20 protein-coding genes are annotated in these 26114 nt (G+C 71.9%); 8 read left to right on the top strand and 12 right to left on the bottom strand.

Translation table 11 applies throughout. The annotated features are described in order from the left end of the window. Positions 1-71: 71 nt before the first annotated feature. The 6 genes from AC07DS_RS19225 to AC07DS_RS19200 all read right to left on the bottom strand — a co-directional run bounded on the left by AC07DS_RS19225 (position 72) and on the right by AC07DS_RS19200 (position 7384). The gene (locus AC07DS_RS19225) at positions 72-1679 is read right to left on the bottom strand and encodes a serine/threonine protein kinase (protein ID WP_479146797.1); all 1608 of its coding nucleotides are present in this window, start codon (positions 1677-1679) and stop codon (positions 72-74) included. Positions 1680-1906: 227 nt separating this feature from the next. After that, positions 1907-2935, bottom strand: a complete 1029-nt coding sequence (locus tag AC07DS_RS19220; RefSeq protein WP_479146796.1) for a polyprenyl synthetase family protein — start codon at positions 2933-2935, stop codon at positions 1907-1909. After that, the gene (locus AC07DS_RS19215) at positions 2932-3972 is read right to left on the bottom strand and encodes a tetratricopeptide repeat protein (RefSeq protein ID WP_479146794.1); all 1041 of its coding nucleotides are present in this window, start codon (positions 3970-3972) and stop codon (positions 2932-2934) included. The genes AC07DS_RS19220 and AC07DS_RS19215 overlap by 4 nt, the downstream gene beginning before the upstream one ends. Positions 3973-4124: 152 nt before the next feature. Next, a complete protein-coding gene (locus AC07DS_RS19210) occupies positions 4125-4802 on the bottom strand; it encodes an AIM24 family protein (protein WP_145881561.1) in 678 nt (225 codons plus the stop codon). A gap of 56 nt (positions 4803-4858) precedes the next feature. Next, on the bottom strand, positions 4859-6133 hold the full coding sequence (locus tag AC07DS_RS19205) for a CAP domain-containing protein (protein ID WP_479146792.1): 1275 nt from the start codon (positions 6131-6133) through the stop codon (positions 4859-4861). A gap of 51 nt (positions 6134-6184) precedes the next feature. Next, the gene (locus AC07DS_RS19200) at positions 6185-7384 is read right to left on the bottom strand and encodes a serine hydrolase domain-containing protein (protein WP_479146791.1); all 1200 of its coding nucleotides are present in this window, start codon (positions 7382-7384) and stop codon (positions 6185-6187) included. A 311-nt stretch (positions 7385-7695) separates the two neighbouring features. Between AC07DS_RS19200 and AC07DS_RS19195 the strand changes: the two genes are divergently transcribed. From AC07DS_RS19195 to AC07DS_RS19175, 5 genes are all read left to right on the top strand, one after another. Then, positions 7696-9480: a M4 family metallopeptidase gene (locus AC07DS_RS19195; protein WP_479146790.1), complete on the top strand. Its 1785-nt coding sequence runs from the start codon at positions 7696-7698 to the stop codon at positions 9478-9480. Positions 9481-9634: 154 nt separating this feature from the next. Then, positions 9635-10822 (top strand): ROK family protein, encoded by a 1188-nt coding sequence (locus AC07DS_RS19190; protein WP_479146788.1) that lies wholly within the window; start codon positions 9635-9637, stop codon positions 10820-10822. Between the two features lie 36 nt (positions 10823-10858). Further along, positions 10859-12661, top strand: coding sequence for an alpha-galactosidase D (locus AC07DS_RS19185; protein ID WP_479146787.1), 1803 nt, complete (start codon positions 10859-10861; stop codon positions 12659-12661). A 12-nt stretch (positions 12662-12673) separates the two neighbouring features. Then, positions 12674-15025 carry a glycosyl hydrolase family 95 catalytic domain-containing protein gene (locus AC07DS_RS19180; protein WP_479146785.1) on the top strand — a complete coding sequence of 784 codons (2352 nt, stop codon included), beginning with the start codon at positions 12674-12676 and terminating at the stop codon, positions 15023-15025. After that, positions 15022-16242, top strand: coding sequence for an SGNH/GDSL hydrolase family protein (locus tag AC07DS_RS19175; RefSeq protein WP_479146783.1), 1221 nt, complete (start codon positions 15022-15024; stop codon positions 16240-16242). The genes AC07DS_RS19180 and AC07DS_RS19175 overlap by 4 nt, the downstream gene beginning before the upstream one ends. A 73-nt stretch (positions 16243-16315) precedes the next feature. On the opposite strand, the gene AC07DS_RS19170 is transcribed toward AC07DS_RS19175, so the two are convergent. The 3 genes from AC07DS_RS19170 to AC07DS_RS19160 are packed head-to-tail and all read right to left on the bottom strand — an operon-like array spanning position 16316 to position 19817. Continuing rightward, entirely contained in the window at positions 16316-16666 is a 351-nt protein-coding gene (locus tag AC07DS_RS19170; RefSeq protein WP_145881575.1) for a UBP-type zinc finger domain-containing protein, read from the bottom strand. Beyond that, positions 16663-18144: an ATP-binding protein gene (locus AC07DS_RS19165; protein ID WP_479146782.1), complete on the bottom strand. Its 1482-nt coding sequence runs from the start codon at positions 18142-18144 to the stop codon at positions 16663-16665. The genes AC07DS_RS19170 and AC07DS_RS19165 overlap by 4 nt, the downstream gene beginning before the upstream one ends. Next, positions 18141-19817, bottom strand: a complete 1677-nt coding sequence (locus AC07DS_RS19160; RefSeq protein WP_479146780.1) for an NAD(P)/FAD-dependent oxidoreductase — start codon at positions 19815-19817, stop codon at positions 18141-18143. The genes AC07DS_RS19165 and AC07DS_RS19160 overlap by 4 nt, the downstream gene beginning before the upstream one ends. Before the next feature lie 199 nt (positions 19818-20016). Between AC07DS_RS19160 and AC07DS_RS19155 the strand changes: the two genes are divergently transcribed. Next, a complete protein-coding gene (locus AC07DS_RS19155; RefSeq protein WP_479146778.1) occupies positions 20017-20883 on the top strand; it encodes a universal stress protein in 867 nt (288 codons plus the stop codon). 28 nt (positions 20884-20911) lie between these two features. Here AC07DS_RS19155 and AC07DS_RS19150 read toward each other — a convergent pair whose 3' ends face one another. From AC07DS_RS19150 to AC07DS_RS19140, 3 genes are all read right to left on the bottom strand, one after another. Next, positions 20912-22147, bottom strand: coding sequence for a DUF4032 domain-containing protein (locus tag AC07DS_RS19150; RefSeq protein ID WP_479146777.1), 1236 nt, complete (start codon positions 22145-22147; stop codon positions 20912-20914). 30 nt (positions 22148-22177) lie between these two features. Further along, complete coding sequence (locus AC07DS_RS19145; RefSeq protein WP_479146775.1) at positions 22178-22924, bottom strand: MBL fold metallo-hydrolase; 747 nt, start codon at positions 22922-22924, stop codon at positions 22178-22180. Positions 22925-23016: 92 nt separating this feature from the next. Then, positions 23017-23646, bottom strand: a complete 630-nt coding sequence (locus AC07DS_RS19140) for an alpha-ketoglutarate-dependent dioxygenase AlkB family protein (protein ID WP_479146773.1) — start codon at positions 23644-23646, stop codon at positions 23017-23019. A gap of 112 nt (positions 23647-23758) precedes the next feature. On the opposite strand from AC07DS_RS19140, the gene AC07DS_RS19135 reads away from it, so the two are divergent. Both AC07DS_RS19135 and AC07DS_RS19130 read left to right on the top strand, forming a co-directional pair. Further along, positions 23759-24385: a TetR/AcrR family transcriptional regulator gene (locus AC07DS_RS19135; RefSeq protein ID WP_479146771.1), complete on the top strand. Its 627-nt coding sequence runs from the start codon at positions 23759-23761 to the stop codon at positions 24383-24385. A gap of 55 nt (positions 24386-24440) precedes the next feature. After that, positions 24441-26114, top strand: coding sequence for an FAD-binding dehydrogenase (locus AC07DS_RS19130; RefSeq protein WP_479146770.1), 1674 nt, complete (start codon positions 24441-24443; stop codon positions 26112-26114).

The raw sequence follows: 26114 nt of genomic DNA, 5'->3' as shown, positions 1-26114 counted from the left end.
GCGACTGGACAGCCTATATCCACCCATTGGCCATGCTTTGCCGGCCCTGCCTGTCCGGCGCGGGGCGCAGGTCAGCTGCCGGTCTCGCGGAACGTCTGCAGGAAGGTCCTGAGCGCGAGCCGGTTGCCGGCATCGTCCCAGTTCTTGTCCGCAGTGGTGAAACGCAGGGAGAAACTGCGCCCGCCGCCGAGCAGGAATCCGCGTCCGAAGGTGTGCACCCGTGCGTCGCCGGACCCGGACAGCCACTCCAGGTCGGCTGCCCGGCGACCCTGGTAGGTCGTGGCCCGGATGCTGCCGACCCGCTGATAGCCGGGGAGCCGCGCCAGCTCCGGTTCGACCTCGTCCCGCCACACGGCGACCGGGTCCGGGCCGGCCTGCTCGCTGTAGGTGACGGCGAGCGTCGGGGAGTCGGCGTCCGTGCCGAAGGTGATGCGGTAGGCGTGGTCGGTCCCGCGTGTGGTGGTCAGCCGCTTCCAGCCGTCCGGCAGGGCCACGGAGAAGCCTTCCGGGGCGGTGTAGCGGTGGAAGCCGGCCGGCAGGGCCGGGGACGGGGAGCTGCTGGGGCTCGGTCTGCTGCTCGTGCTCGTGGTCCTACTGGGGCGGGCGCTCGGGCTGGGGGTGTTGTTCTCGGTCCGGTCGGCCGGTGGGGCGGTGGTGGCGGTGGGCCGCGGCGGCTTGGCCGCGGTGGAGGTGCCGGGCAGCTGGTGGGTCGCGGTCAGGACGGCCGCCGTGACGGTGACGACGGCCAGCGCGGTCCCGGCCACCATCATCCGCCTGCCGCGTTCCGGGCCCGCCTGCCGCACGGCCGCGTAGGCGCTGCGCAGCCGGGGCGAGGGGGCGGGGTCGCGGTCCGCGTCGGCGTCCCCGTCGAGGGCCCGGATGAGCGCCTCGCGGACCACCGGCCGGGTCAGCCGCTCCCGGGAGTTCTTGCGCAACAGCCCCTGGACCGACTGGGTGAGCGGGCCGGTGCGCAACGGGGTGCGCAGGGGCAGCCGGTCCACGGCCTTCAGCGTGGCGTCCGGGCGGCCCCGGTCACGGAACGGCGGGCGCCCCTCGACCGCCGTGTAGAGGATCGCGCCCAGCGCCCACAGGTCGGCCGCCGGTCCGATGCGCTCGTCGCGTGCCTGTTCCGGCGAGGCGTACGACGGTGCCGTGAGCCTCGGGGCCAGCGTCGCGCCCGCCAGCCCGAACCCGGCGACCACGACCGGGCCCCCGTCCCGGACGAAGACCTGGCCGGGGCTCAGCTCGCCGTGGGTGATGCCCTCGTCGTGCGCGGCCTGGAGCACGTCGAGGATCTCGAGCCCGATCCGCGCAGCCCGCGCCGGGGTGAGCGGGCCCTCGCGGTCGAGGAGTTCACCGAGGGGGGTGCCGTCGATCCAGTCCGTGACCGTCCACAGGGTGCCCGACTCCACGACGGCGTCGACGACCGTGGCGACCTGCCCGGGGCACAGGAGCCGCATGGCCTCGGAGGTCCGGACGACCCGGGCCGTGGCACGGCGCACGGTGTCCGCGTCGCAGTCCTCGGGGAGGCCGGTCTGTGCCACCAGGCGGGGCTGGTTCGCCGCCACGTCCTCCGCGTACCACCACAGCCGGTTCGTCTCCCGGGCGAAGACCTCGAGGAGCCGGTACCGGCCGGCGACCAACTCGTGTGCGGAGACGTGCGCCTTGACCATGGTCATCCCTCGCTGGAACCCCTGACTCGTCCTTTCTCACAGGTACGCGGGGTGTGCGGGGGAGTGTTCAAAGAATCCGAAACTCCGGCCCTGTTTCTGCCTTTTATTCAACTCGTCGAAAGCGCTTGCGAGTTTGCGATAACGACACATGACCGGGCATCGACCTGGGGGTAACCGACGGTAAATGCCCGGGTGCGCCGCCGCGCTCGGACGTGTCCGGGACCAACGCGGCTTCAGAGGTCGCGGGCCACCAGGAAGTCCAGCAGCCGGAGCGTCTCCTCGACGGCGGCGGGCGACGGGACCTCCGCGAGCAGGGAGCGCGCGACGGCGGTGTGCATGCGGGCCTCGGCCAGTGCCGCCGCGCGGCCGCCCGCCTGCTCGATCAGCGCGGCCGCCTCCTCGGTCCGGCCGGGCCGGTCCAGCAGTGCCGGCAGCCGGCGGCCCGCGGGGGAGCCGAGCGCGGCCAGCACCGGGAAGGTCTTCTTGCGCTCGCGCAGATCGCCGCCGGCCGGCTTGCCGGTGACGGCCGGGTCGCCCCAGATGCCCAGCACGTCGTCCACCAGCTGGAAGGCGACGCCCAGATGCCGCCCGGCGCGGTCCAGCGCGGTGACGACCGCCGCGGGTGCCCCGCCGAGCGCGGCCCCGAGCGCGGCGGCGCAGCCCAGCAGCGCGCCCGTCTTGTGCTCGGCCATCGCCCGGTACTCCTCGGGCGTGACCCGCTCCGGCCCGCCGAACGGCCGGGTGGCGAACAGCAGGTCGTCGGCCTGCCCGCGCACCAGATCGGCGAGGGCCGTGGACAGGATGCGTACGGCACCCGGACCGCCCGGCTCGGCGGCGAGGGTCTCCACGGCGAGCGCGAACAGGGCGTCCCCGGCGAGGACCGCGGGACCCGTGCCGTACGCCTTCCAGACGGCTGGGCGCCGGCGCCGGGTGGCGTCGCCGTCCATGATGTCGTCGTGGAGCAGCGAGAAGGCGTGCACCAGCTCCACCGCGACCGCCGCCGGGACCCCGGCCCGCCCCTCGGCGCCGGCCATCCGGGCGCCGAGCACCGCCAGCGCCTGCCGCACGCCCTTGCCGCCCGGTGCGGCGGCGGGGGCACCGCCGACCTCGCACCAGCCGAAGGAGTACGCGGCCATCTCGGCCACCCAGGGGTGCAGCCGTCCCACCGCCTCCGCCAGCGCGGGGCGCACCAACTCCCGGCAGTGGCCGAGGATCTCCGGAGCCGAGGGCGGCGCCTGCACCGCCGGGTGGAGCCCGGTCACCGTACGACCTCCGCGTCCAGGCCGAACTCCGCCTGCGCCCGGGTCACCATCTCCCGTGCGTGCCTCAGTCCGCTGCGCTCCAGCACCCGGGCCAGGTCGGCGAGTTCGGCCGCCGTCTCGGCGCGGTCGTGGCCCAGCCGGGCCAGCGACTTGGCCAGGCCCAGCCGGGCCAGCGCCTCGCCGCGCGGCTCGCTCATCGCCCGGAACTCCTCCAGGGCCAGCTCGTACAGGTCCCGGGCCTCGGCGTACCGCCCCGCGCGGTAGAAGACGTTGCCCCGCATCTTGTGGTTGTAGGCGAGCGCGCTGGACAGGTTCATCGCCCGGCAGCCGGCCTCGGCCCGCGCCAGCAGCTCCAGCGCCCGCTCGGTGTCCGCGTCGCGGACCGAGATGACGTCGGCGAGCCCGCGCAGTGCCCAGGCGTGGCCGCGCCGGTCCTCGGCCCGCTCGGCTATCTGCGCCGCCTCCTCGAAGAGTGCGTACGCCTTGTCGTACTTCCCGGTGTTGCGGTGCATCTGCGCGATGCCCTCCAGCGCCCACACGGTGTGCCGGGCCTCCCCGCGCCTGCGGGCCTCGGCCAGCAGCTGCTCGTGCAGCCGGCCCACCGCCTCGTAGTCGCCCTGGATGCGGCCGGTCTCCGCGAGGCCCGCCAGCGAGTAGCCGCGGACAACGATGTCGCCCCCCTGCTCGCCGAGTTCGGCCGCGAGCCCGAGCAGCCGCCAGGCCAGCGGGAAGGCGCCGCGCTGCCGGGCCAGTGTGCCGCCGCTCCACAGTGCCCACGCCATCGCGGCCGTGTCCCCGGCCTCGCGGGCGGACCGGTAACTCGCCTTCCAGGCCCGGTCGGCGTCCCGCACCTGGCCGAGCCGCCGGTGCGCCTCGGCGACGGCGAGACCGCAGCGGGCCGCCTCGTCGGGGCGGCCCGACCGCTCGGCCTCGCGCAGCCGCTCGGTGCCCTCGCTCAGGACGTCGGTCAGCGAGGAGTTGACGGACAGGGTGGTCAGGGCGCCCTGGTACTCCGGGGCGAAAGCCTTGCCGTACATGCATGCCTTTCTATACACGGTGTGTATACATGATGTGTATAGCGCGCCGAAAACATGCCCTGGCCCGGGGGTCAGGGCTTGGTCTGTTGTCGGTCAAGACGCCGGTACGGCAACGGGGGTTGCTCGTGAGGCGTAGATCACCTCACGGGGCGTCAGTGCTGCTGAACCTTCTGCGGGGTCTCCTCGCTGGGACGAACCACGACGTACCCCTCGCCCTGGAGCATCAGCTGGACGGCCTCCCCGGAGCCGCCGCGCAGCATCGAGCCGAACGACTGGGAGCGGTGCAGGGAGGTCTGCAGATGCGCGGTCCAGCCGACCACCGCGTCCGTGTCGACGTACACCGGGTACTGGGCCGAGACCGGTATGACCAGTGGGTTGCCCTCGCACACCAGGCCGAGCCGGCCCTGTCCGCTGAACACGCTGTTGAACAGGCCGCCGCCGGCGATGCCCGAACCCTTCACGGTCTTGATCTCGTACGACAGCGACGGGTCGAAACACAGGACGTTGCGGCCGTTGACGGTGAACTGGTCGCCCTGCTCCACCTCGACGATGAAACAGTTCTGCGCCTCGTGCGCGAACCACACCTCGCCCTGTCCGCGGACCGCCATCAGCGGCAGACCCTCACCGGTGACCGCGCGCTTGAGCATGCCGCCCACGCCCTGGCCCTTGCGCTCGAACTGGAGACCGCCGCGGTAGGCGATCATCGCGCCCTGGCGGGCGAACATCTCACCGTTCACCGCGTACTTGATGCATTTGGCGTTCTCGACGGCCATGCCCGGCTCGACGGCCGGACGCACCATGTGCTGACTGGAAAACAGATCACCCTTCATGCGGGGCATGGTGGCCCGGAAGGTGTCGCTCCGCCAAGATCACGCTATGTGCCCGGTCAGCCACCGAACAGCTGGGCCCAGTAGGTGCCCGCCCGGCCGCCGCCGGTGAAGCCGACACCGATGTGCGTGAAGTCCGCTTCGAGGATGTTCGCGCGGTGGCCGGGGCTGTTCATCCAGCCGTCCACCACCTCGGCGGGGGAGCGCTGACCGCAGGCGATGTTCTCGCCGATGGTGCGCCGGCGGGAGCCCGCCCCGGCGGCCCGGTCCCAGGGCCGGCTGCCGTCGGGGCAGGTGTGCGCGTAGAAGTCGCGGGCCACCATGTCTGCGCAGTGCGCCTGCGCGGCCCGCGCGAGCGGTGGATCCGCCGCCAGCGGTGCCAGCCCGGCCCTCGCCCGCTCGGCGTTGGTCAGCGCGACGACCTCGGCGACCGTCCGGGACAGCTCGCCCGGGGTGAGGGGCCTGGCCCACAGCGCGGTCCAGTACCGGTCGCCCGCGTCGGCGTGGGCCAGGCCGAGATGGGTGAAGCCGGGGCCGAGCAGGGTGTGCCGGGCCTGGCCGGTGTCCAGGCAGTAGGCGACGAACTCGGCCGGGGTGCGCGGCCCGGACACGAGATGCTCGCCCACGGTGACGTACGCGTACCCGGTCGCCGTGATCCGCTGGTGAACCGAGACGCCGTCCAGGCCCTCGGAGGTGAGCCGGCCGGCTGCGGCCATCGCGTCGGCGTGCGCCCGGGCGGCGGAGCCGAGGCGTGCGTCGAGCGCCACCGGAGGGGAGCCGGCCCGGGCCCGGGCGGAGTTGACCAGCCCGAGGAAGCCGTCGGCATTCGGAGCGGGCCCCGTCTGCGGGCCGTCGTCCACGACGTCCACCCCGAAGTCCCGGGCCAGCCCCGCCAGCCCGTCGGCATACCCCTGCCCGATCGCCCGCAGCTTCCACCCGGTACCCCGCTGATACAGCTCGGCGAGCAGCAGTACGGTCTCCGGCCCGAGGCGCGGCGGGACGAAGCGTGCCAGAGCGCGCCCGAAGGCGTCGGTGACCTCCAGTCGGGGCGCGGGCAACCGTCCGAGAGGAGTGCCGGGCTCGGCCGCGCTGACAGCCACGGTGACCCGGGTGGCCGCGGGCCGCAGCCGGGCCGGGGCGAGGTGGAGCGTGCCACCGTGCAACCGGACGCCGGGCGCATCCGGCTGGTTGTAGAACACGAAGTCCGCGTCCCCGCCGACCTTCCCGCCCCCGTCCGTGACGAGGGCGGACACATCGAAGGGCCCGGCAACCCGCAACACCAGCGCACCGCCCGGCAGGGCCAGATTCCCTCCGGGGACCAACTCGCTCGTCACATCACAAGGAACGCACGGCAGGCCCCCGCAGGTTCCGGCGACGGCGAACCCTTACTCCTTCAGATCCCTCTCCGTCATCGCCGAGCCGCTCATGGCCTGCGCCGGCTTGCCGCAGAACGCAGACTCCAGCACCCCCGCCATCGTGTTCAGCACCTTCGAGTTGTTGGACGTGTTGGCCACGGCGGCGACACTGCGCTTCCCGTCCTTGGAGGCGAACGCGTACGTGTAGTACCCCTGCACCGCCCCCGTGTGCCCGTACACCGACACCCCGCACGACAGATCCCGGCGCCGTAGCCCGAGCCCGTACGCCGTGGTGCTGTTGACCTGGGTGAACCGCTCCATCTCCGCCAGCCGGGCGGCTGACATCAGCTTCCCGCGCAGCAGTGCGGAGTAGAACGTGTTCAGGTCGCGCGCGCTGGAGATGATCGCGCCCGCGCTCTGCGCCCACGACACCGTCTGCGCGGTGGCGTCGACGAGCGGGGCGCCGGCCGTGTCCGGGGCGAGGTACCCGTGCGTGTACCGGCCCGGGATCTTCGTGTCGGGATGGACGTAGAAGGTGTCGGTCAGGCTCAGCGGCTTGAGGATGCGGTTCTCGTACTCGGTCTTCACGGAGTGCCCCGTGAGCCTCTCGATGAGCATGCCCGCCACGACGAAGTTCGTGTTGGAGTACGAGTACGCGGCGCCGGGCGCGTTGGTGCGGGGCTTCTGCAGGGAGAGGGTGACCAGCTGCTGGTAGGTGTAAACCTTGTTCCGTACCGCCTCGAAGCCGGACACGCTCTGGGCAAACATGTCGTTGCTGTAGTCGTACAGGCCGCTGCGGTGGCTCAGGACGTGCCGGACCGTGATGCGGTCGTCCGGCAGCAGCCTGGGCAGGTAGCGGTTGACCGGTGCGTCCAGGTCGAGCTTGTGCTCGTCGGCCAGCTGCAGCAGTACCACGGCTGAGAAGGACTTGGTGACGCTGCCGATACGGAAGCGGTCGTCGGTGCTGATGCTCTGCCGCGTGCTGCGGTCGGCGACGCCCCGACTGAGCCGGTAGGTGCTGCCGTTGTCGTCGATCCGGGCCAGCGCACCGGGCGCTCCCTGTGCCACCGCCGAGCGCAGCACCGCGTCCAGGCCAGTGGTGTCGGGCGCCGGCAGCGCCGCCGGCGTGGGTGCGGCGGCCTGCGCGGTCGCGGCCCGCGCCGGGACCGCGACGAGCGACAGCGCGACCGCTCCGAGTACCGCACCCCTGCTCACCCTTGCTGAGACCATCCGGCCCTCACTCCGTCCATGCGGTTGCCGATGCGACATCGGTCACATTCCGGCCTGGGAACCTAGTGGATTCGGGCAACGTCTCCACAGCCGACACACAGTTGGCCGTATCGTGATCACTCTCGCGGCAGGCATTCGTAAAGGATTGTCATAGAAAACCGCGAAATGGATCATTCCGGCTTTACGTGCGCATGACTCATCCGTAAGGGTTACCCCTCGGAGCCCGACCAGCTCCCATGGCGCCCAACAGTGCCATGTCTCAAGGCGGTTGGTGATCCCAGCTGCCTTCGAACGAAGGAACCCTGATCAGATTGCGTAGACCGCACATACGCAGCGTGGCGGTCGCCGTCGCGGTGACCACGGCTGCTACGGGCCTGGCCGGTACGGCCTTCGCGGGTCCCTCCACGGGGGCGGAGCGGTCCTCCGCCTCTGCCGCCTCGACGGCCACGCTGGTGGTGGAGGCCGCGCGCACCGCGGCCTTCGCCCACAACGCAGCGACGGGCGTCTCGAAGGGCGACGAGCTCCACGTCCAGGACGTGATGATCGACCCCGAGGGTGCACGCCACGTCCGCTTCGTCCGTACTCACAACGGAATGCCCGTTCTTGGTGGCGACCTCATCGTCCACCTGAACCGGCAGCTGGCCTACGCGGGTGTCACCCGCGCGGCCGGCAAGTCCGTCAAGCCCGCCACCGCCACGGCGAAGCTGACCGCGGGTCAGGCCGCGGCGAAGGCCGCCCAGGTCGCCAAGGGCGACGCGGGTGACGCCCAGCTGGTCCTGGACGCCCGTGGCGGCGCCTCCGCCCTCGCCTACCAGGTGACCGTCACCGACAAGGGTGCCTCCAGCACCGTCGTCATCGACGCCGTCACCGGCAAGGTGCGCAGCAACACGCCCGACGCGGACCAGTTCCTGTCGCCGAAGCTGGTCGACACGCTGCGCAAGCGCGGCGAGACCATCGACCCGGCCACCGGCATCGGCTCCGACGCCAGTGCCGGTCTGCTCGGCTCGGGTGTCTCCGGCGCGACGAGCTACCCCTCGACCGCGCACGGCACCGGCAAGACCCTCTTCGTGGGCAACGTCGGTCTGACCACCACGGCGACCTCGCGCGGCCACTACCAGCTCAAGGACCCGAGCCGGTACGGCACCGAGACCCGGGACGCCAAGGGCAAGTACACGGAGAGCTTCGGCGCGGGCACGAAGTTCACCAGCACCACCAACGTGTGGGGCAACAACAAGACCAGCAGCCGTGCCAGCGCGGCCGCGGACGCCCAGTACGGCGTGACCAAGACCCTGGACTTCTACAAGAAGACCTTCAACCGCAAGGGCATTGCCAACAACAGCAAGGCCGCTCGCGCGATGGTCCACTGGGGCAACAAGGTCGCCAACGCGTTCTGGGACCCGACCTGCAACTGCATGCTGTACGGCGACGGCGACGGCACGATGTTCAAGAAGCCGCTCGTCGTCCTCGACGTCACCGGTCACGAGCTGACCCACGGCGTCGTGGAGGCCACCGCCAAGCTCGAGCCGACCTACGTCGACTCGGACGGCAACCAGTACGGTGAGCCCGGCTCGCTGAACGAGTCCCTCGCGGACATCTTCGGCTCCAACGTGGAGTTCTACGCGAACAACACGAAGGACACGCCGGACTACCTGATCGGGGAGAAGCTGGGCCTCGACCAGAAGTTCCTGCGCCGCCTCGACCACCCGTCGCTCGACAAGCTCGAGGGCACGATCGACTACTGGTCGCCGGACACCTACTACACCGAGGTGCACGCCGGTTCCGGTGTCTCCTCGCACGCCTACTACCTCCTCGCGGAGGGCAGCGGCAAGAAGACGATCAACGGCGTGAACTACAACTCGCCGACGTACAACGGCTCCACGGTCAAGGGCATCGGCCGCACCAAGGCCACCGCCATCTTCTACCGTGCGCTGACCCGCTACATGGTCTCCACCACCGACTTCCACCAGGCGCGCCTCGCGACGCTGAAGGCGGCCAAGGACCTGTACGGCTCCACCAGCACCGAGTACAAGACGGTGGACAAGGCGTGGGCCGCGGTGAACGTCACCGCCGCCAACACGCCGTCGGCCGCCCACTGACGGACGGCAGCAGTACACCAGCACCACCGGATGCCCCGCCTCGCGCGGGGCATCCGCATGTCCGGGGCATGAGCCGGAGCCGGGCCAACTGCCCCCGCAACAACCGCTGTTTCTTTTATTGACAGCGGAAAATAATGGCCATAGGTTCCCGGCCATGCGCTCGACCCCCGCCGCCGAGACGTTCCCGGCCCACACGCCGGCCGCCTCGCAGGTCTTCACGACGGTCCTGTCCCACGGCCCGCTGACCCGCCTGGAGGCGGGCCGCCGCGCGGGGCTGTCCCCGGCCGCCGTCACCAAGGCCGTCCGCCCGCTGCTGGAGGCCGGCTATCTGGTGGAGGGCGCCGACGAGGAGGCCCGCCCCGCCCTCGGCCGGCCCGCCGGCCTGGTCAGGGTCAACGGCGAACGGGCCCTGTTCATAGGCGTCAAGGTCACCGGCGACGAGCTGATCGCCGTGCTGACCGACCTGTGCTGCCGCATCCGCCTCGCCCGGCGCGTCCCTCTGCCGGACCGGGCGACCCGCAAGGTGCTGGCCTCGCTCGCGGACCTCGTCCAGGAACTCCTCGGCCACGCCGCCGAGTCGGGCGCCCCCGTTCTCGGGCTCGGCATCGCCGTCTCCGGTGACGTCGACCGCGCCGAGGGTGTGGTGCGCTACTCGCCGTTCCTGGCGTGGCGTGACGTGCCCCTCGCCGAACTCGCCGCAATGACCACCGGGTTGCCGGTCACCGTCGACAACGACGTGCGCGCGCTGACCGTCGCCGAGCAGTGGTTCGGCGCCGGAGCGGGCCTCAGGGACTTCGCCGTGGTCACCGTCGGCGCGGGCATCGGCTGCGGACTCGTGGTCCATGGACAGGTGGTCGCGGGTGCACACGGCGTGGCGGGGGAGATCGGGCACATCGTCGTCGACCCGGCTGGAGCGCCCTGCCACTGCGGCAACCGCGGCTGTGTGGAGGCGATCGCCGGGGACGCCGCCATCGTCGCCCGCGTCCGCGAGGTGACCGGCCGTCAAGTCGCGGACAGCACCGAGGCGGTGGCCCTCGCCCACCAGGGCGTTGCCGGGGCCCGCGAGGTCTACGCGCGGGCCGGAGAGGCCATCGGCCGGGGCATCGCCACCGTGGCCAACCTGCTCGGACCCGAGCGCGTGATCATCTCCGGCGAGGGTCTGGCCGCCTACGACCTCTTTGCCGAGCAGATCCGCGCGGCGTTCACCGCCGCCGCCTTCGGCTCGGCCGCCCGGTGCGACGTCCAGACCCGCCCGCTCCCTTTCGAGGAGTGGGCCCGCGGCGCCGCGGCCGCCGCGATCCAGTCCTTCATCACCTCGACCCCCAGCAGCCGGAAAGGCTGAGCGCCCCGACCCGAACCCACCCAGGAGGTACGGCCCATGTGGTCACCCTCGTATTCCGTCCTGCCTGCACGCGGGCTCAGAGCCGCCGTCGTCCTCGCCCTCACCACGGGCCTCGCCACCACCGCACCGGCCGCGGCACACGCCGACGCCCCGCCCGGCCCCGCCGCCAAGCCGTACATGGGCTGGTCCAGTTGGAGCATGCAGTCGTCCAAGTACCCGGGGCTCAACCCGGACGGCGACTACAGCTACCTCACCGAGGCGAACGTCCTGAAGCAGACCGACGCCCTCGCCGCCAAGCTGAAGAAGTACGGCTACGAGTACGTCAACATCGACGCCGGCTGGTGGCGGGACAAGACCTGGAAGCCCGCCTTCGACCGGTACGCCCGCCAGACACCCGACCCGGTCCGCTTCCCGCACGGCATGAAGGCGGTCGCCGACCACATCCACGCCAAGGGCCTCAAGGCCGGCATCTACCTGCCGGTCGGCCTGGAGAAAGAGGCGTACGGCGACGGCAAGGTACCGATATGGCAAGCCGACGGCTGCACCACCGCCGACATCGTCTACGGCGACCTGCGCACCACCAACGGCTGGGACAGCGCCTACAAGCTCGACTTCGCCAGGCCCTGCACCCAGAAGTACGTCGACTCCCAGGCCCGGGCCATCGCCGACTGGGGCTATGACTTCCTCAAGCTCGACGGCGTCGGACCCGGTTCCTTCAAGAGCGGCGACAACTACGACAACGTTGCCGACGTGGCCGCCTGGCAGCAGGCCATAGCCGCCAGCGGCCAGCCGGTCCACCTGGAGATCTCCTGGTCCCTGGACATCGGGCACGCCGCCGACTGGAAGAAGTACTCCAACGGCTGGCGCGTCGACACCGACGTCGAGTGCTACTGCAACACCCTCGTCAGCTGGGAGAACTCCGTCGACGACCGCTTCGACGACACCCCCGGCTGGACGAGGCACGCGGGCCCCGGCGGCTGGAACGACCTCGACTCCCTCGACGTCGGCAACGGCGCCATGGACGGCCTGACCAAGGCCGAACGGCAGACCTACGCCACCCTGTGGGCCGTCGCCAAGTCCCCGCTCTACACCGGCGACGACCTGACCAGGCTGGACAGCTACGGCCTCTCCCTGCTGACCAACAAGGAGGTCATCGCCCTCGACCAGGGCGACACGCCGCCCGCCCGGCCGGTCACGCCCTCCGACCCGCAGCAGGTGTGGGCCGCGAAGAACCCCGACGGCAGCCACACCGTCGCGCTGTTCAACCTCGCCGACTCGCCGGCCGCCGTCACCGCCGACTGGTCCACCCTCGGCTTCACCGGCAGGGCGGCCGTGCGGGACCTGTGGAACCACGAGGACCTCGGCACGTACAAGAACAAGATCACCGAGGCCCTGCCCGCCCACGGCTCCCGCCTGTTCACCGTCGCCCCGCACGGCAGCGCCCTGCACACCACCGGCTACGAGGCAGAGTCCGCCGGCAACACCCTCAGCGGCAACGCGTCCGTCGCCGACTGCTCCGCCTGCTCCGGCGGCAAGAAGGTCGGCAACCTGTACCTGGGCGGCAAGCTCCGCTTCGACAACGTCGTCGTCGACAGGCCCGGCACCTACCTGGTCAAGGTCGCCTACGTCAGCGGCGACGCCCGCCCGGTGAACGTCTCCGCCGACTCCGGCGGCGCCACCCGCCACAAGTTCCCCTCCACCGGCGACTGGGGGAGCGTCGAGACGGTGAGCGTGCCGGTCACCCTGAAGGCGGGGGTCAACACCCTCACCTTCGACAGCGGTTCGGACTACGCACCGGACATCGACCGCATCGACGTCCCCGCCTCCCCCCGGCTGTGATCGGAGCCCGCCATGGAGAATCCGCCCAGCAGACGCGGCTTCCTCGCCCTCGCCGCGGCCACCGGAGCCCTCGCCTCACTGCCCTCCTTCACGGCGGCCGCCGCCCCGCAGCGGCCCACCGCGACCACCGCGCCCGACCCCCGTCACCAGCTGTGGTGGCGGGCCCCCGCCGACGAGCACTCGCTCATCGAACAGGGACTGCCCGTCGGCAACGGCCGGCTCGGTGCCCTCGCCACCAACGATCCCGGACGCGACGTCCTGCTCGTCACCGACGCCACCCTGTGGACCGGCGGGCTCAACGACACCCTCGACTCCGACGGCCAGTTCCCCTACGGCCGCGACGACTTCGGCTCGCTCACCCTGCTCGCCCGCCTCACCGTCGACATCCCGGACCACGACCTGGGCGCCGTCACCGGCTACCGCCGCACCCTCGACCTCGCCCAGGGAGTGGTCACGACGTCGTACGTCCGCTCCGGAGTGACGTACCAGAGGCAGCTGTTCGCCAGCCGCCCCGACGACGTCGTGGTCCTGCACCTCACCCAGAACGGCGGCGGACGCTACACCGGCACGGTGTCCCTCGAGGGCACGCACGGCGAGGAGACGTCGAGCGCCACGTCCTTCGCCGGCTCCTTCCGCAACGGACTGCGGTACGCGGCCGCGGTCACCGCGTACGGCAGCGGCGGCACCGTCCGTGTCGACGGCACCCGCGTGGCCTTCTCCGGATGCAGGGACCTGACCGTGGTGCTCAGCGGCGGCACCGACTACGCGCCCGACGCGGCCGCCCACTACCGCGACCCCTCACTCGACCCCGGGGCCCTGGCCCGCACCAAGGTCCACGCGGCCGCCGGCCACCCGGCGGACACCTTGCTGCGCACCCACGTCGCCGACCACCAGGCGCTGTACGGGCGGTTCGACATCCGGCTCGGCACCTCGACGGACGCGCAGCGCGCCCTGGACACCTGGGAGCGGATCAGGGCCCGCGCCCTGGACGACACACCGGACCCCGAACTCGAGGCTGCCTACCTGCAGTTCGGCCGCTACCTGATGATCTCCGGCTCCCGCGGCAGCCTGCCGATGGGCCTGCAGGGACTGTGGCTGGACGGCAACGACCCGGACTGGATGGGCGACTACCACACCGACATCAACATCCAGATGAACTACTGGATGGCCGACCGGGCGGGCCTTTCGCCCTGCTTCGACGCGTTCACCGACTACTGCGTGGCCCAGCTCCCCTCATGGACCGACCTCACCGGGAGACTCTTCGACGACCCCCGCAACCGCTACCGCAACTCCAGCGGCAGGACCGCCGGCTGGACGGTCGCCATCTCGACCAACCCGTACGGCGGAGGCGGCTGGTGGTGGCACCCGGCGGGCAACGCCTGGCTGTGCAACTCCCTCTGGGAACACTACGAGTTCACGGCATCGCGCGCCCATCTGAAGAAGATCTACCCGCTCCTCAAGGGCGCCTGCCAGTTCTGGGAGGCACGGCTGCTCACCCACACCCTGCCGGACACCGGCCGGGAAGTCCTCATCGCCGACAGCGACTGGTCACCGGAGCAGGGCCCGCTCGACGCCAAGGGCATCACCTACGCCCAGGAACTCGTCCGGGCGCTCTTCGGCAACTTCCGCACCGCCGCGGCCGAGCTGGGCCGGGACGCCGAGTACGCCCGTACCGTCGGCGCACTCCGCGACCGCCTCTACCTCCCGGTCGTCAGCCCGAGGACGGGCTGGCTGGAGGAGTGGATGTCCCCCGACAACCTCGGCGAGACCACCCACCGGCACCTGTCCCCGCTGATCGGCCTCTTCCCCGGCGACCGCATCCGCCCCGACGGCTCCACCCCCGCCGACATCGTTGCCGGCGCCACCGCGCTGCTCACCGCCCGCGGCATGGACAGCTTCGGCTGGGCCAACGCCTGGCGCGCGCTGTGCTGGGCCCGGCTGAAGAACGCGGGCAAGGCCTACCGGCTGATCGTCAACAACCTCCGCCCGTCCACCGGCGGCGGCAACGGCACCGCTCCCAACCTCTTCGACATCTACCAGGCCGAGCAGGGCCGGGGCATCTTCCAGATCGACGCCAACTTCGGCACCCCGGCCGCCGCGGTGGAGATGCTGCTGTACTCCCGCCCCGGCCGCCTGGAACTCCTGCCCGCCCTGCCGGACGCCTGGGCCGCCTCCGGGTCGCTGACCGGTGCCGGGGCCCGCGGCGGCTTCGTCGTCGACCTGCACTGGCGGGACGGGAAACCCACCGAGGTGCGGATCCGCAGCATCGGCGGCACCATGACCTCCGTGGGATACGCAGGCACGTCCCGGACGGTCCGCCTCAAGCCCGGCGAGTCCGTCACGTTGAAGGACCTCGCGCAATGACCGGCCGGTTCGGGCGCGTCTGCCGGATCGCCGCCGTCCTGCTGGTGGCCGTCGCCTGCCAGTCCGTACCCGCCAGGGCCTCCGGCCCGTTCCCCGGGGCCACCGCCCGGGGCTCCGGAGTCGTCACCTGGGCGGCAGGTGCCGACCGGCTGGGCGAGGGCACGGCCGACAGCGCGTACCGGCTGGTCGTGCACACCAGCGTCGGCGGCAGCGACCTGCGCATCCGCCTGTCCAACGCCTTCGGCGACCGACCGCTGACCCTCGACAGCGTCTACGCGGGGCTGCAGAGCGAGGGTGCCGCACTCCGGCCGGGCAGCAACCGGCGGCTCACCTTCGACGGCGCCCCCACGGTCACCGTCCCGGCCGGCGCCGTCGCATGGAGTGACCCGCTGCCCGGAAAGGTCCCCGCCGCCGTCAACCTGGTCGTCAGCCTCCACACCCCGGACGCGGCGGGCCCGGCCACCGGCCACGGCATGGCGATGCAGACGTCGTACCTCGCCCGGGGCGACCGCACCGCCGAGGCCGGCGCGGCCAACTGGACCGGGACGACCGGATCCTGGTGGTACCTCGACGCCGTCTCCGTGCGCCCGCCGAACGCCGTCACCGGTGCCGTGGCGGTGCTCGGCGACTCGATCACGGACGGCTGGCAGTCCACCACCGACCTCAACCGGCGCTGGCCCGACTACCTGGCCCGGCGCCTCGGCGGAGCCGGTACGGCCGTCCAGGGCGTGGCCGACGAGGGCATCTCCGGCAACAAGGTGCTCGCGGACGGCGCCGGGCAGAGCGCTCTCCACCGGCTGGACCGGGACGTCCTCAGCCTGCCCGGAGTGCGCACAGTCTCCCTCTTCGAGGGGGTGAACGACCTCAAGGCCCACACCGGCGTCACCGCGGCCGACCTGATCGCCGGATACCGGGAGATCCTCCGGCGGGCGCACGCCGCCGGGAAGTGCGTGGTGGTCGCGACCGTCGGCCCGTTCGAGGGCTGGTCCGAGTGGGACCCGGCCGGCGAAGCCGTACGCCGGGACGTCAACCGGTTCATCCGCACCAGCGGGGAGTTCGACGCGGTCACCGACTTCGACCGCATCCTGCGCAGCCCCTACGTCCGCGAACGGATCCTGCCCTTCTTCGACAACGGCGACCATCTGCACCCCAACGACAAGGGCATGCAGGCGCTGGCCGACTCCGTCGACCCGGGCAGCCTCGACTGCGCCCGCTGAGAGCCGGGGCCGGCCGGGTCGCCCCGGCCCGGCCGGCCCCGGTGCTCCGTCTCCCTGCCGGTCCGCTGCCGGTTCAGCGCAGCGTCTCGGCCCAGTCGGCCGGCACCCGGCCCGCCGGTCCGGGTGTCGGCTGGTCGGCCGGATGGCTGACCGGGGGCGCGAGTTCGGGACCGGAGTCGTACAGCTCGTTCTTGGCGTAGTCCCAGAACCAGCCCTCTCCCGGCTCGAAGCTGCGGATCACCGGGTGCCCGGTCTCCCGGTAGTGGCTCGTGGCGTGCTTGGCGGGGGAGTCGTCGCAGCAGCCGATGTGCCCGCACGTCGCGCACCGGCGCAGGTGGAACCACCAGCCACCGGCCTCGTCGCACTCCACGCACCCGGCGCCGCTGGGCGGAACGCTCGGGTCGATCGTGGCCTCGTCGCTCATACTGCCTCCTCGGAGGTGGTCGTCAGGGCGGACGCCGCGTCGTCCGGCGTCTCGGCGGTCAGCGGCAGCAGCACCTGGAAACGGGTGTCGCCGGGCACCGACTCGACCTGCAGGGTGCCGTGGTGCTTGTTCACGACGATCCGCCACGAGATGTCGAGACCGAGACCGGTGCCCTGACCGACCGGCTTGGTCGTGAAGAACGGGTCGAAGATACGGCTCTTGATCTCCGACGGGACTCCCGGTCCGGTGTCCCGGAACTCCACCAGCAACCGCTCGTGGTCCAGCGCGGTCCGTACGGTCAACGTGCCTTCCCCGCCCGCGCCGTTGATGGCGCAGACCGCGTTGTCGATGAGGTTCGTCCATACCTGGTTCAGCTCCGCCGGATAGCCGGGGACCGGTGGGAGCGTACGGTCGTACTCCTTGACCACCTGGATGCGCGAGCCGATCTTGCCCGACAGCATCAGCAGCGTGCTGTCGAGGAGTTCGTGCACGTCCACCACCCGGTAGGGCGCCCGGTCCAGCTGGGAGTACTGCTTGGCCGCGTCGACCAGCTGCGAGATACGCGTGGTGGAGTCCTCGATCTCGGTCATCAACAGCTCGGTCTCGATGGTGTAGTTGAGCCAGCCGATCGCCCCGGGCAGGATCTCCTCGTCCACGGCCGCCGCGACCTGCTCCAGCCAGTCGACGTCGAGCCCGGCCTGCACGAAGGTCGGCGCCAGCTGCCAACCGTGGTCGAGACCGTGGTCCTCCAGCCACTCCGTGAGCATGTCCTCCCGGTCGGAGGCCTCCAGCGGGCTGAGCGCCGGAGCCTTCGCGACCCGCTCGGCGGTGCGCTCCTGGATCTCGATCAGGCCCGCCAACGCGTCCCGGGAGAACGGGCCTTCGGCGATGACCGCGAGCTTGTGGCGCATCTTCGCGACCCGCTCCCGCAGGGTCGACGTGGCCCGGACGGCGGCCGCTGCCGGGTTGTTCAGCTCGTGCGTGAGACCGGCCGACAGCGAGCCGAGCGCCAGCAGCCGCTCCCGCTGCCCGACGGTGGCCTGGATGTTCTTCGAACCGAAGAAGAGGCCCTCCAGCAGGTGCACGGCCATCGGGAACCACTCGCTCATGATGGCCGCGAAGGTGTCCGCCGGCAGCACGAAGAACCGCGTCGGCTCCGTCACCCGCATCGAGTTGTTGTACGCCTGCCGCACCCGGTCACTCAGGTACGCCTGCATGGCGCCCGCGTACACCCCGCGCTGCGAGGTGCGGGTCACCTCGACGTCGTCGCCGCCGACGCGCCGCGAGAGCACGACCGTGCCCTCGATCATCGCGAAGAAGCAGGTGGCGGGGTCACCCTCGGTGTACACCGGGCCCGGTTGGAACAGCTCCACCCGGCCCTCGCTGCACAGCCGGCCCAACTGCTCCGGCGTCAGCTTCTCGAAGAGGAACAGGGAGCCGATCTCCCTCGGGCTGCACGGCATCAGCTGTCCGCTCATGACTGCTCCAGATACCGGTGGACGAGCATCACGGCCATGGCTCCCTCTCCGACGGCGGACGCGACACGCTTGGCGGACTCGGCGCGTGCGTCGCCCGCCACGAACACGCCGGGAATGCTGGTCTCCAGGTGGTACGGCGGCCGGTCCAGCTCCCAGCCGGCCGGCGGCCGCCCGTCGGCGGTCAGGTCGGGCCCGGCCAGGATGAAACCGCGCTCGTCGCGCAGCACCGTGTCGCCCAGCCAGTCGGTCAGCGGAGCCGCGCCGATGAACACGAACACCCACTGGGCGTCGACCTGTTCGCTCTCACCGCTCGCCACATGACGCAGCGTCAGCCGCTCCAGGCGGTCCGAGCCGTGCGCGGCGTCGACCACCGTCTGACTGCGCACCGTGATGTTCGGGGCCTCGCCGATCTGCTGGATCAGGTAGTACGACATCGACGCCGACAGGTCGGAGCCACGCACCAGCAGCGTCACCGACTTGGCGAACCGCGACAGGTACATCGCCGCCTGCCCCGCCGAGTTGGCGCCGCCGACGATGTACACGTCGTGTCCCTGGCAGGCGTTCGCCTCGGTCAGTGCGGAGCCGTAGAACACCCCGCAGCCGGTCAGGTCGATACAGCCCCGAGCCTCCAGCTGCCGGTACTGCACGCCGGTCGCCAGGATGATGCTGTGCGCCGCGATCGCCGAGCCGTCCGCGAACCGTACGATCCGGGCCGCGCCGTTGACCTCCAGTCCCGTCACCTCGCGCGCGGTCAGGATCTCGGCGCCGAACTTGGCCGCCTGCCGCCGCGCCCGGTCGGTGAGCTGGGCACCGGAGACGCCGTCCGGGAAGCCGAGGTAGTTCTCGATCCGGGAGCTCTGCCCGGCCTGCCCGCCGGTCGCCGACCGCTCCACCAGCACGGTCCTGAGGCCCTCCGAAGCGCCGTACACGGCAGCGCCCAGCCCGGCCGGACCGCCGCCGATGACCACGAGGTCGTAGAAGTCGGCCGTGGGTGTCGTCGCCAGGCCCACCTGTGCGGCCAGCTCCGGCGCCTCGGGCTCGACCAGCACCGTGCCGTCCGGGGTGATCACCAGCGGCAGCCGCTGGCCGTCCTGCCCGGCCGCCGCCAGCAACCGCTGCCCCTCCGGCTCCTCCACCGAGTACCACCGGTACGGCACCTGGTTGCGGGCCAGGAACTCACGCACGTCCGACGACCGCGCCGACCACCGGTGCCCCACGACCTTGGTGGTGGCCACCGACCGGTAGTCGCTGTGGCGCCATGCCTCCAGCAGGTCGTCCAACACCGGATAGAGCTTCTCCTCCGGCGGGTCCCACGGCTTGAGCAGATAGTGATCGAGGTCGACGACGTTGATCGCGTCGATCGCCGCGCTGGTGTCCGCGTACGCCGTGAGCAGCACGCGCCGCGCCCCCGGATACACGTCCAGGGCCTGTTCCAGGAACTCGATGCCGTTCATCTGCGGCATCCGGTAGTCGGCGAGGATCACGGCCACCAGGTCGCCGCGCAGCTTCAGCTCCCGGAGCGCGTCCAGGGCGGACTCTCCCGACTCGGCGCGCACGATCCGGTACGACTCGCCGTAGCGCCGCCGGAGGTCACGGGCGACGGCGCGGGAGACCCCCGGGTCGTCGTCCACGGTCAGAATGACGGTCCGCGCTGCGTCGGCAGCCTGTGCCATGGGTCTCCCACCCCGAGCGATCGGTTCCACGGGACGGTGGATCGTCTGGAGCGCAGTCCACCGCACCGGTTCCCGCCCATCGTATGTTCGATCGCCCCGGATCGCTCCGGGATACGGCCCCGGGGGACGGCCACCGGCGGCAGGACCGCGCCGTGGTGAAGACTGGCCCCACGGACACGGAAGGCTGGGAGGCCCGAGCATGACACGCCCGATCACGGCAGGGGTGGACGGTACGGAGGAGAGCCTGGCCGCGCTGGACTGGGCGGGCCGGGAGGCCGTACGCCGGGGGCTGCCCCTGCGCGTGGTGCACGCCTGGCGCTTCCACGAGGGCCTGCACGCGGCCGACCGGGACACCCAGCACGGCTGGGTCTCGGACGGCGTGTCGGACGCCGTGCGCGCCTTCTCCGCACGGCATCCGGAGCTGTGCACGAGCGTCGACGTGGTCGAGGGCGGAGCCGTCGAGGCGCTGGTCGCGGCCGCGGCGGAGGCCGAGATGCTGGTGCTCGGCTCGCGTGGGCACGGCACGGTGGTCGGGTTCCTGCTGGGCTCCGTCGGCCAGCAGGTGGTCGCCGCGACGGACCGGCCCGTGGTCCTGGTGCGCGCCGGGAACGAGCCGGCGGCGGAGGCGGCCGGACGGGACGTCGTGGTCGGCCAGCAGGGCGGACCGGAGGACAGCGCCGCCGCACTGCGGTTCGCGTTCGAGACGGCGGCCGCCCGCGGCGCCACCGTCCGGGCCGTCCGGGCCTGGACGGTGCCGCCGGTCTTCGCCTACAGCCCTGGTTCGCTGAAGCTCCTGGACGAAGCCGGCGGGCTCGAACCGTACGAGCGCAAGGCCCTGAGCGAGGCGCTCCGGCCGTGGCGCGAGCGCTTCCCGCAGGTGCCCGTGGCCGAGCACATCGAGATGGGCAGCGCGGGGCAGGTGCTGCTCTCGGTGGCCGGCCGGGCCCAGCTGATGGTCGTCGGCCGGCGGGCGCACCGCACGGCGGTGGGCGCCCGGATCGGCTCGGTCGCCCACGGCGTGCTGCACCACGCCGAGTGCCCGGTGGCCGTGGTCCCGCACGAGTGACCCGGTACGCGGACCCGGTGCGCGTGATCTAGTCCGGGGTCGTCGGCAACAGGGTCGCCCGGGCCCTGGGGAGAACGTTCGCGATGTAGTCCTCGACCGCGGTGTCGAGGCCTATGTCGTGCTGCGCCTGCTCGGACAGGTACCAGCGGTGTTCTAGCAGCTCGTGGTAGATCTCGGCTGGATCCATGGTGCCCCGCAGCTCCGGCGGGACGGCTCGGACGGTGGGCCGGAACACGTCCCGCACCCAGCGGTGTGCCAGCACCTCGGGGCGGGTGGTGAGGGGGTCGCCGGGCGCGTGGTCGTCCTGTCCGGCCATCCAGCTCTCCAGGTCGCCCAGCAGCCGCCGGGCCTGGTTCTCCTCGGTGTCCAGGCCGGTCAGCCGCAGCAGCTGGCGCTGGTGGTGGCCGGCGTCGACGACCTTGGGCACGAAGGTGACCGAGTCGCCGTTCGAGGAGTGCTCGATCTGCATCTCGGCGACGTCGAAGCCGAGGTCGTTCAGGCGCCGTATCCGTCGTTCCATGTAGTGGTACTTGCCCGCCGGGTACACCGAGGTGCGGGTCAGCTCCTGCCACAGGCCGCCGTAGCGGGTGCAGATCTCGTGGCCGAACTCGACGGGGTCGACGGACGGGTGCAGCGCGCCCGACGCCTCCAGGTCGAGCAGCTCGCCGCTGATGTTCACCCGGGCCAGATCGAGGTCGTAGTCCCGCTGCCCGGGGCTGAGCCGGGGATGCAGGTCGCCGGTCTCGGCGTCCACCAGGTACGCGGCGTAGGCGCCCGCGTCCCGGCGGAACAGGGTGTTGGACAGTGAGCAGTCGCCCCAGGCGAACCCGGCCAGGTGCAGCCGTACCAGCAGCGCCGCCAGGGCGTCCATCAGGCGGTGCATGGTCGCCGGGCGCATGGTCGTCTCGAACATCGAGCGGTACGGCTGCGAGCCGCGCAGATGCCGCGTCACCAGCACCGGCTCCAGCGGGGCGCCCACGCGGTCGGTGCGGCCGGTGATCACCGCGAGGGGGTCGACCGCCGGGATGCCCAGCCGGTCCAGGTCACGCAGCAGTTCGTACTCGCGCAGGGCGGGCCGCTCCGCCAGCTCCTTGACCGCGATCACCTCGTCGCCGGCGTGCGCGTAGCGCACGACGTGCCGCGAGATGCCCCGGGGGAGTGGCACGAGGTACTCCTCGGGCCACTCCTCCAGGGGCACGTCCCAGGGGAGTTCGAGCAGGAGTGCGGGGTGCTCCGGGTTCGTGGCACTGATCTGCAAGGCCATGGCACGAACCCTAAGGCCCCGCCGGCGTTCTCAGGAGGCGCGTTCCCTGGCCTGTTCGGCGGCGGCCCGCACCGAGCCCCGGTGGACCGGGCCGTGCCCGGGCAGCAGGGTGTCGCCGTCGAGCGCCCCGATCAGGTCCAGCGAGGCCACGGCCCGGGAGCGCTCGTGGTGGAAGAAGTCGTGCAGCATCTGGGGGCCCTTGAGCCGCGAGGTGGCGTGGCCGGTGGCCAGGGCGTCGCCGGAGATGACGATGCCGGCGTCGGGCAGGTGGAAGACGCAGTGGCCGTCCGTGTGGCCGGGGGTGTGCACGGGGACGGGCCGGCCCGGCAGGTCGAGCGCGCCCTCGGCCGGGAACGGCTCGGGTGCGGTGACCGGGTTGTGCTCGATCCCGCCCACCCGGATCACATGTACCGCCCAGGGGACCACACCGGGCCGCCAGGAGTTGCGCACGACGTCGCCGATCGTGGCCTGCTGGAGGAAGTCCCGGCGCGCGTGCGGGACTTCCGCGGGGTGCAGGTAGACCGGGGTGCCGTAGTTGCTGCGCAGGTACTCGGCGGAGCCCACGTGGTCGTTGTGCGCGTGGGTGATCAGCACGGCGGCGACCGCTTCGGGTGAACTGCCCACCACGGCGAGGGATTCGAGGACGCCCTGCCGGTCCCCGGGGTACCCGGTGTCCACCAGCGTGACGGCGTCGCCGTCCTTGAGGATCACCCAGTTGGTGTTGTGGCCGTGCACCAGATAGGTGCCGTCGGCGACTTGGCGTACGTCTGCCTGCATGATCTCCCCGAGGCCCAGAGCAACCGGTCGTCGGGGGACAGCCAACCAGATGGCGCACCGTCCTCCGCAAGAGGGCGGCCGTCACGGGCCGGTCACTGTACGCCGTGCGGGCGGAACTGGATGCTGATCCGCGGCCCCGTCGCGCGGGCGGTCTTGGGGACGCAGTGCTCCCAGGTGCGCTGGCAGGAGCCGCCCATCACGATGAGGTCGCCGTGCCCGAGCGGCCGCCGGACCGTCGTGCCGCCGCCTCCGGCCGGCCGCAGCAGCAGGTCCCGGGGCGCGCCGACGGAGAGGATCGCGACCATCGTGTCCTGCCGGGCGCCCCGCCCGATCCGGTCGCCGTGCCAGGCCACACTGTCCCGGCCGTCGCGGTAGAAGCACAGACCGGCGGTGGTGAAGGGCTCGCCCAGCTCCTCGGCGTAGTGCGCGGACAGGGCCGTGCGCGCCTCGACCAGGACGGGGTGGGGCAGCGGGTCCTGTGCCGCGTAGAAGGCCAGCAGACGCGGTACGGCCACCACGTTGTCGTACATCTTGCGTCGTTCCGCCCGCCACGGGACCTCGGCCGCCAGCTGCTCGAACAGGTCGTCGGCGCCGCTCAGCCAGCCCGGCAGCACGTCGATCCAGGCGCCCCGGCCGAGCTCGGTCCGGTGCAGTCCGTCGAGGGTGCCGAGCCGCAGCTCGTCGGTCTGGTCGAACAGGGAGCCCTGCAGTTGCGTGGACATGGATCCAGCGTACTCCTGAATCGAAAATACGTTCCCATCGTGGCGAGTCTTTCGATACACAGGTGTATCGGATACATTCCTGTATCAAACGGGGGCGACGGAGGTCTCGGCGATGACGGCGCAGGACACGGCCCGGAGGGTCACCAAGCGGCGGGCGCGGACGCGGGCCAACCTGCTCGACGCCGCCTTCGCGGTGTTCGCCGCCAAGGGCTTCGGCCGCGTCTCCATCGAGGAGGTCTGCGAGGCCGCCGGCTACAGCCGGGGCGCCTTCTACTCCAACTTCGCCACCCTGGACGAGCTGTTCTTCGCCCTCTACCAGGAGCGCGCCGACCTCATCGCCGCCCAGGTGGCCGACGCCCTTTCCCAGGACGGGCCCGACCTCGACGTGCCCGCCTCCGTGGACCGGGTCACCGAGGTCCTGCTCCTCGACGTGGACTGGTTGCTGGTGAAGACCGACTTCCTGGTGCACGCGGCCCGCGACCCGGCCGTCGCGCACGCCCTCCTCGACCACCGCACCCGGCTCCGGGAGGCCATCGCCGACCGGCTGTTCCGGGCCCGCGGCCACACCGAACTGCCCGCCGTGCTCGGCGACGCCGACGGCGCCGCCCGCGCGGTGGTCGCGGCCTACGACGGCGTCACCACCCAGCTGCTGCTGGACAAGGACGTCGACGCGGCCCGCACCTGGCTTGGGCAACTGCTCACCGCCCTGCTGACCGACGGCAGCGGCACCCCGGCCTGAGCCGCAGAAGGAAGCAGACACAAGCAGACGCAAGCGGAAGGAAGGAACGGACGCCATGGACGCGGACGTCATCGTCGTCGGAGCGGGCCTCGCCGGCCTGGTCGCGGCGCACGAACTCACCAGCCGGGGCCGGCGCGTCGCCCTGGTCGACCAGGAGAACGCCGCCAACCTCGGCGGCCAGGCGTTCTGGTCCTTCGGCGGGCTCTTCCTCGTCGACTCGCCCGAGCAGCGGCGCCTCGGCATCAAGGACTCCTACGACCTCGCCTGGAACGACTGGCGGGGCAGTGCCCGGTTCGACCGCCTGGAGGACGAGGACTCCTGGGCGGTGCGCTGGGCCCGCGCCTACGTCGAGTTCGCGGCCGGCGAGAAGCGGTCCTGGCTGGAGGGGCACGGCATCACGCTGCTGCCGACCGTCGGCTGGGCCGAGCGCGGCGACCTGCGCGCCGACGGGCACGGCAACTCCGTACCCCGCTTCCACATCGCCTGGGGCACCGGCACCGGCGTGGTCGAACCCTTCGCCCGGTACGCCCGGCAGGCCGCCCGGGACGGGCTCCTCACCTTCTACCACCGCCACCAGGTCGACGAACTCGTCCTCGAGGACGGAGCGGCCCGCGGCGTGCGCGGCACGGTCCTGGCCGACGACGACGCGCCGCGCGGCGTAGCCTCCAACCGCGACCGCGTCGGCGACTTCGAACTCACCGCCCAGGCCGTGATCGTCACCACCGGCGGCATCGGCGCCGACCACGACATCGTCCGCCGCTACTGGCCCGAGCGGCTCGGCACGCCTCCCGCCGAGATGGTCACCGGCGTCCCCGCCTACGTCGACGGCCGCATGCTCGACATCAGCGCCGAGGCGGGTGTGCGCCTGGTCAACCGGGACCGCATGTGGCACTACACCGAAGGCCTGCAGAACTGGAACCCGATCTGGCCGGGCCACGGCATCCGCATCCTGCCCGGACCGTCCTCCGTCTGGCTCGACGCCCTCGGCCGCCGCCTGCCCGACCCGTGCCTGCCCGGCTACGACACCCTCGGCACCCTGAAGTACCTGCGCACCACCGAGGACATCGCCGGGTACGACCACTCCTGGTTCGTCCTCACCCGGAAGATCATCGAGAAGGAGTTCGCGCTCTCCGGCTCGGAACAGAACCCCGACATCACCGCCAAGGACCGGGCGGCCGTGCTGCGCGACCGGCTGCTCGGCAGGGGCGCCCCCGCCCCCGTCCAGGCCTTCCTCGACAAGGGAGCGGACTTCGTCACCGCGGACAGCCTGGAGCGGCTGGTCGAGAAGATGAACGGCCTCACCGACAAGCCCCTGCTCGACGCGGCCGAGGTACGCCGCCAGATCGAGGCCCGCGACCTGCAGATCGCCAATCGGTACAGCAAGGACTCCCAGGTCCAGGGCATCCACAACGCCCGCCGCTACATCGGCGACCGCCTCGGCCGGGTCGCCGCCCCGCACCGCATCCTCGACCCGGCTGCGGGCCCCCTGATCGGCGTCCGGATGCACGTCCTGACCCGCAAGACCCTCGGCGGCATCCAGACCGACCTCGACTCCCGCGCCCTCGGCCCCGACGGCACACCCGTCGGCGGCCTGTACGCGGCGGGCGAGGTGGCAGGCTTCGGCGGCGGAGGCGTCCACGGCTACAACGCCCTGGAGGGCACCTTCCTCGGCGGCTGCCTGTTCTCGGGCCGCGCCGCGGGCCGGGCGGCGGCCCGGCAGACGGGCTGA

Source organism: Streptomyces sp. NPDC044064 (assembly GCF_056434245.1).
Note: the sequence above shows the minus strand (reverse complement) of the source record. Positions and strands in the feature narration are given on the sequence as shown.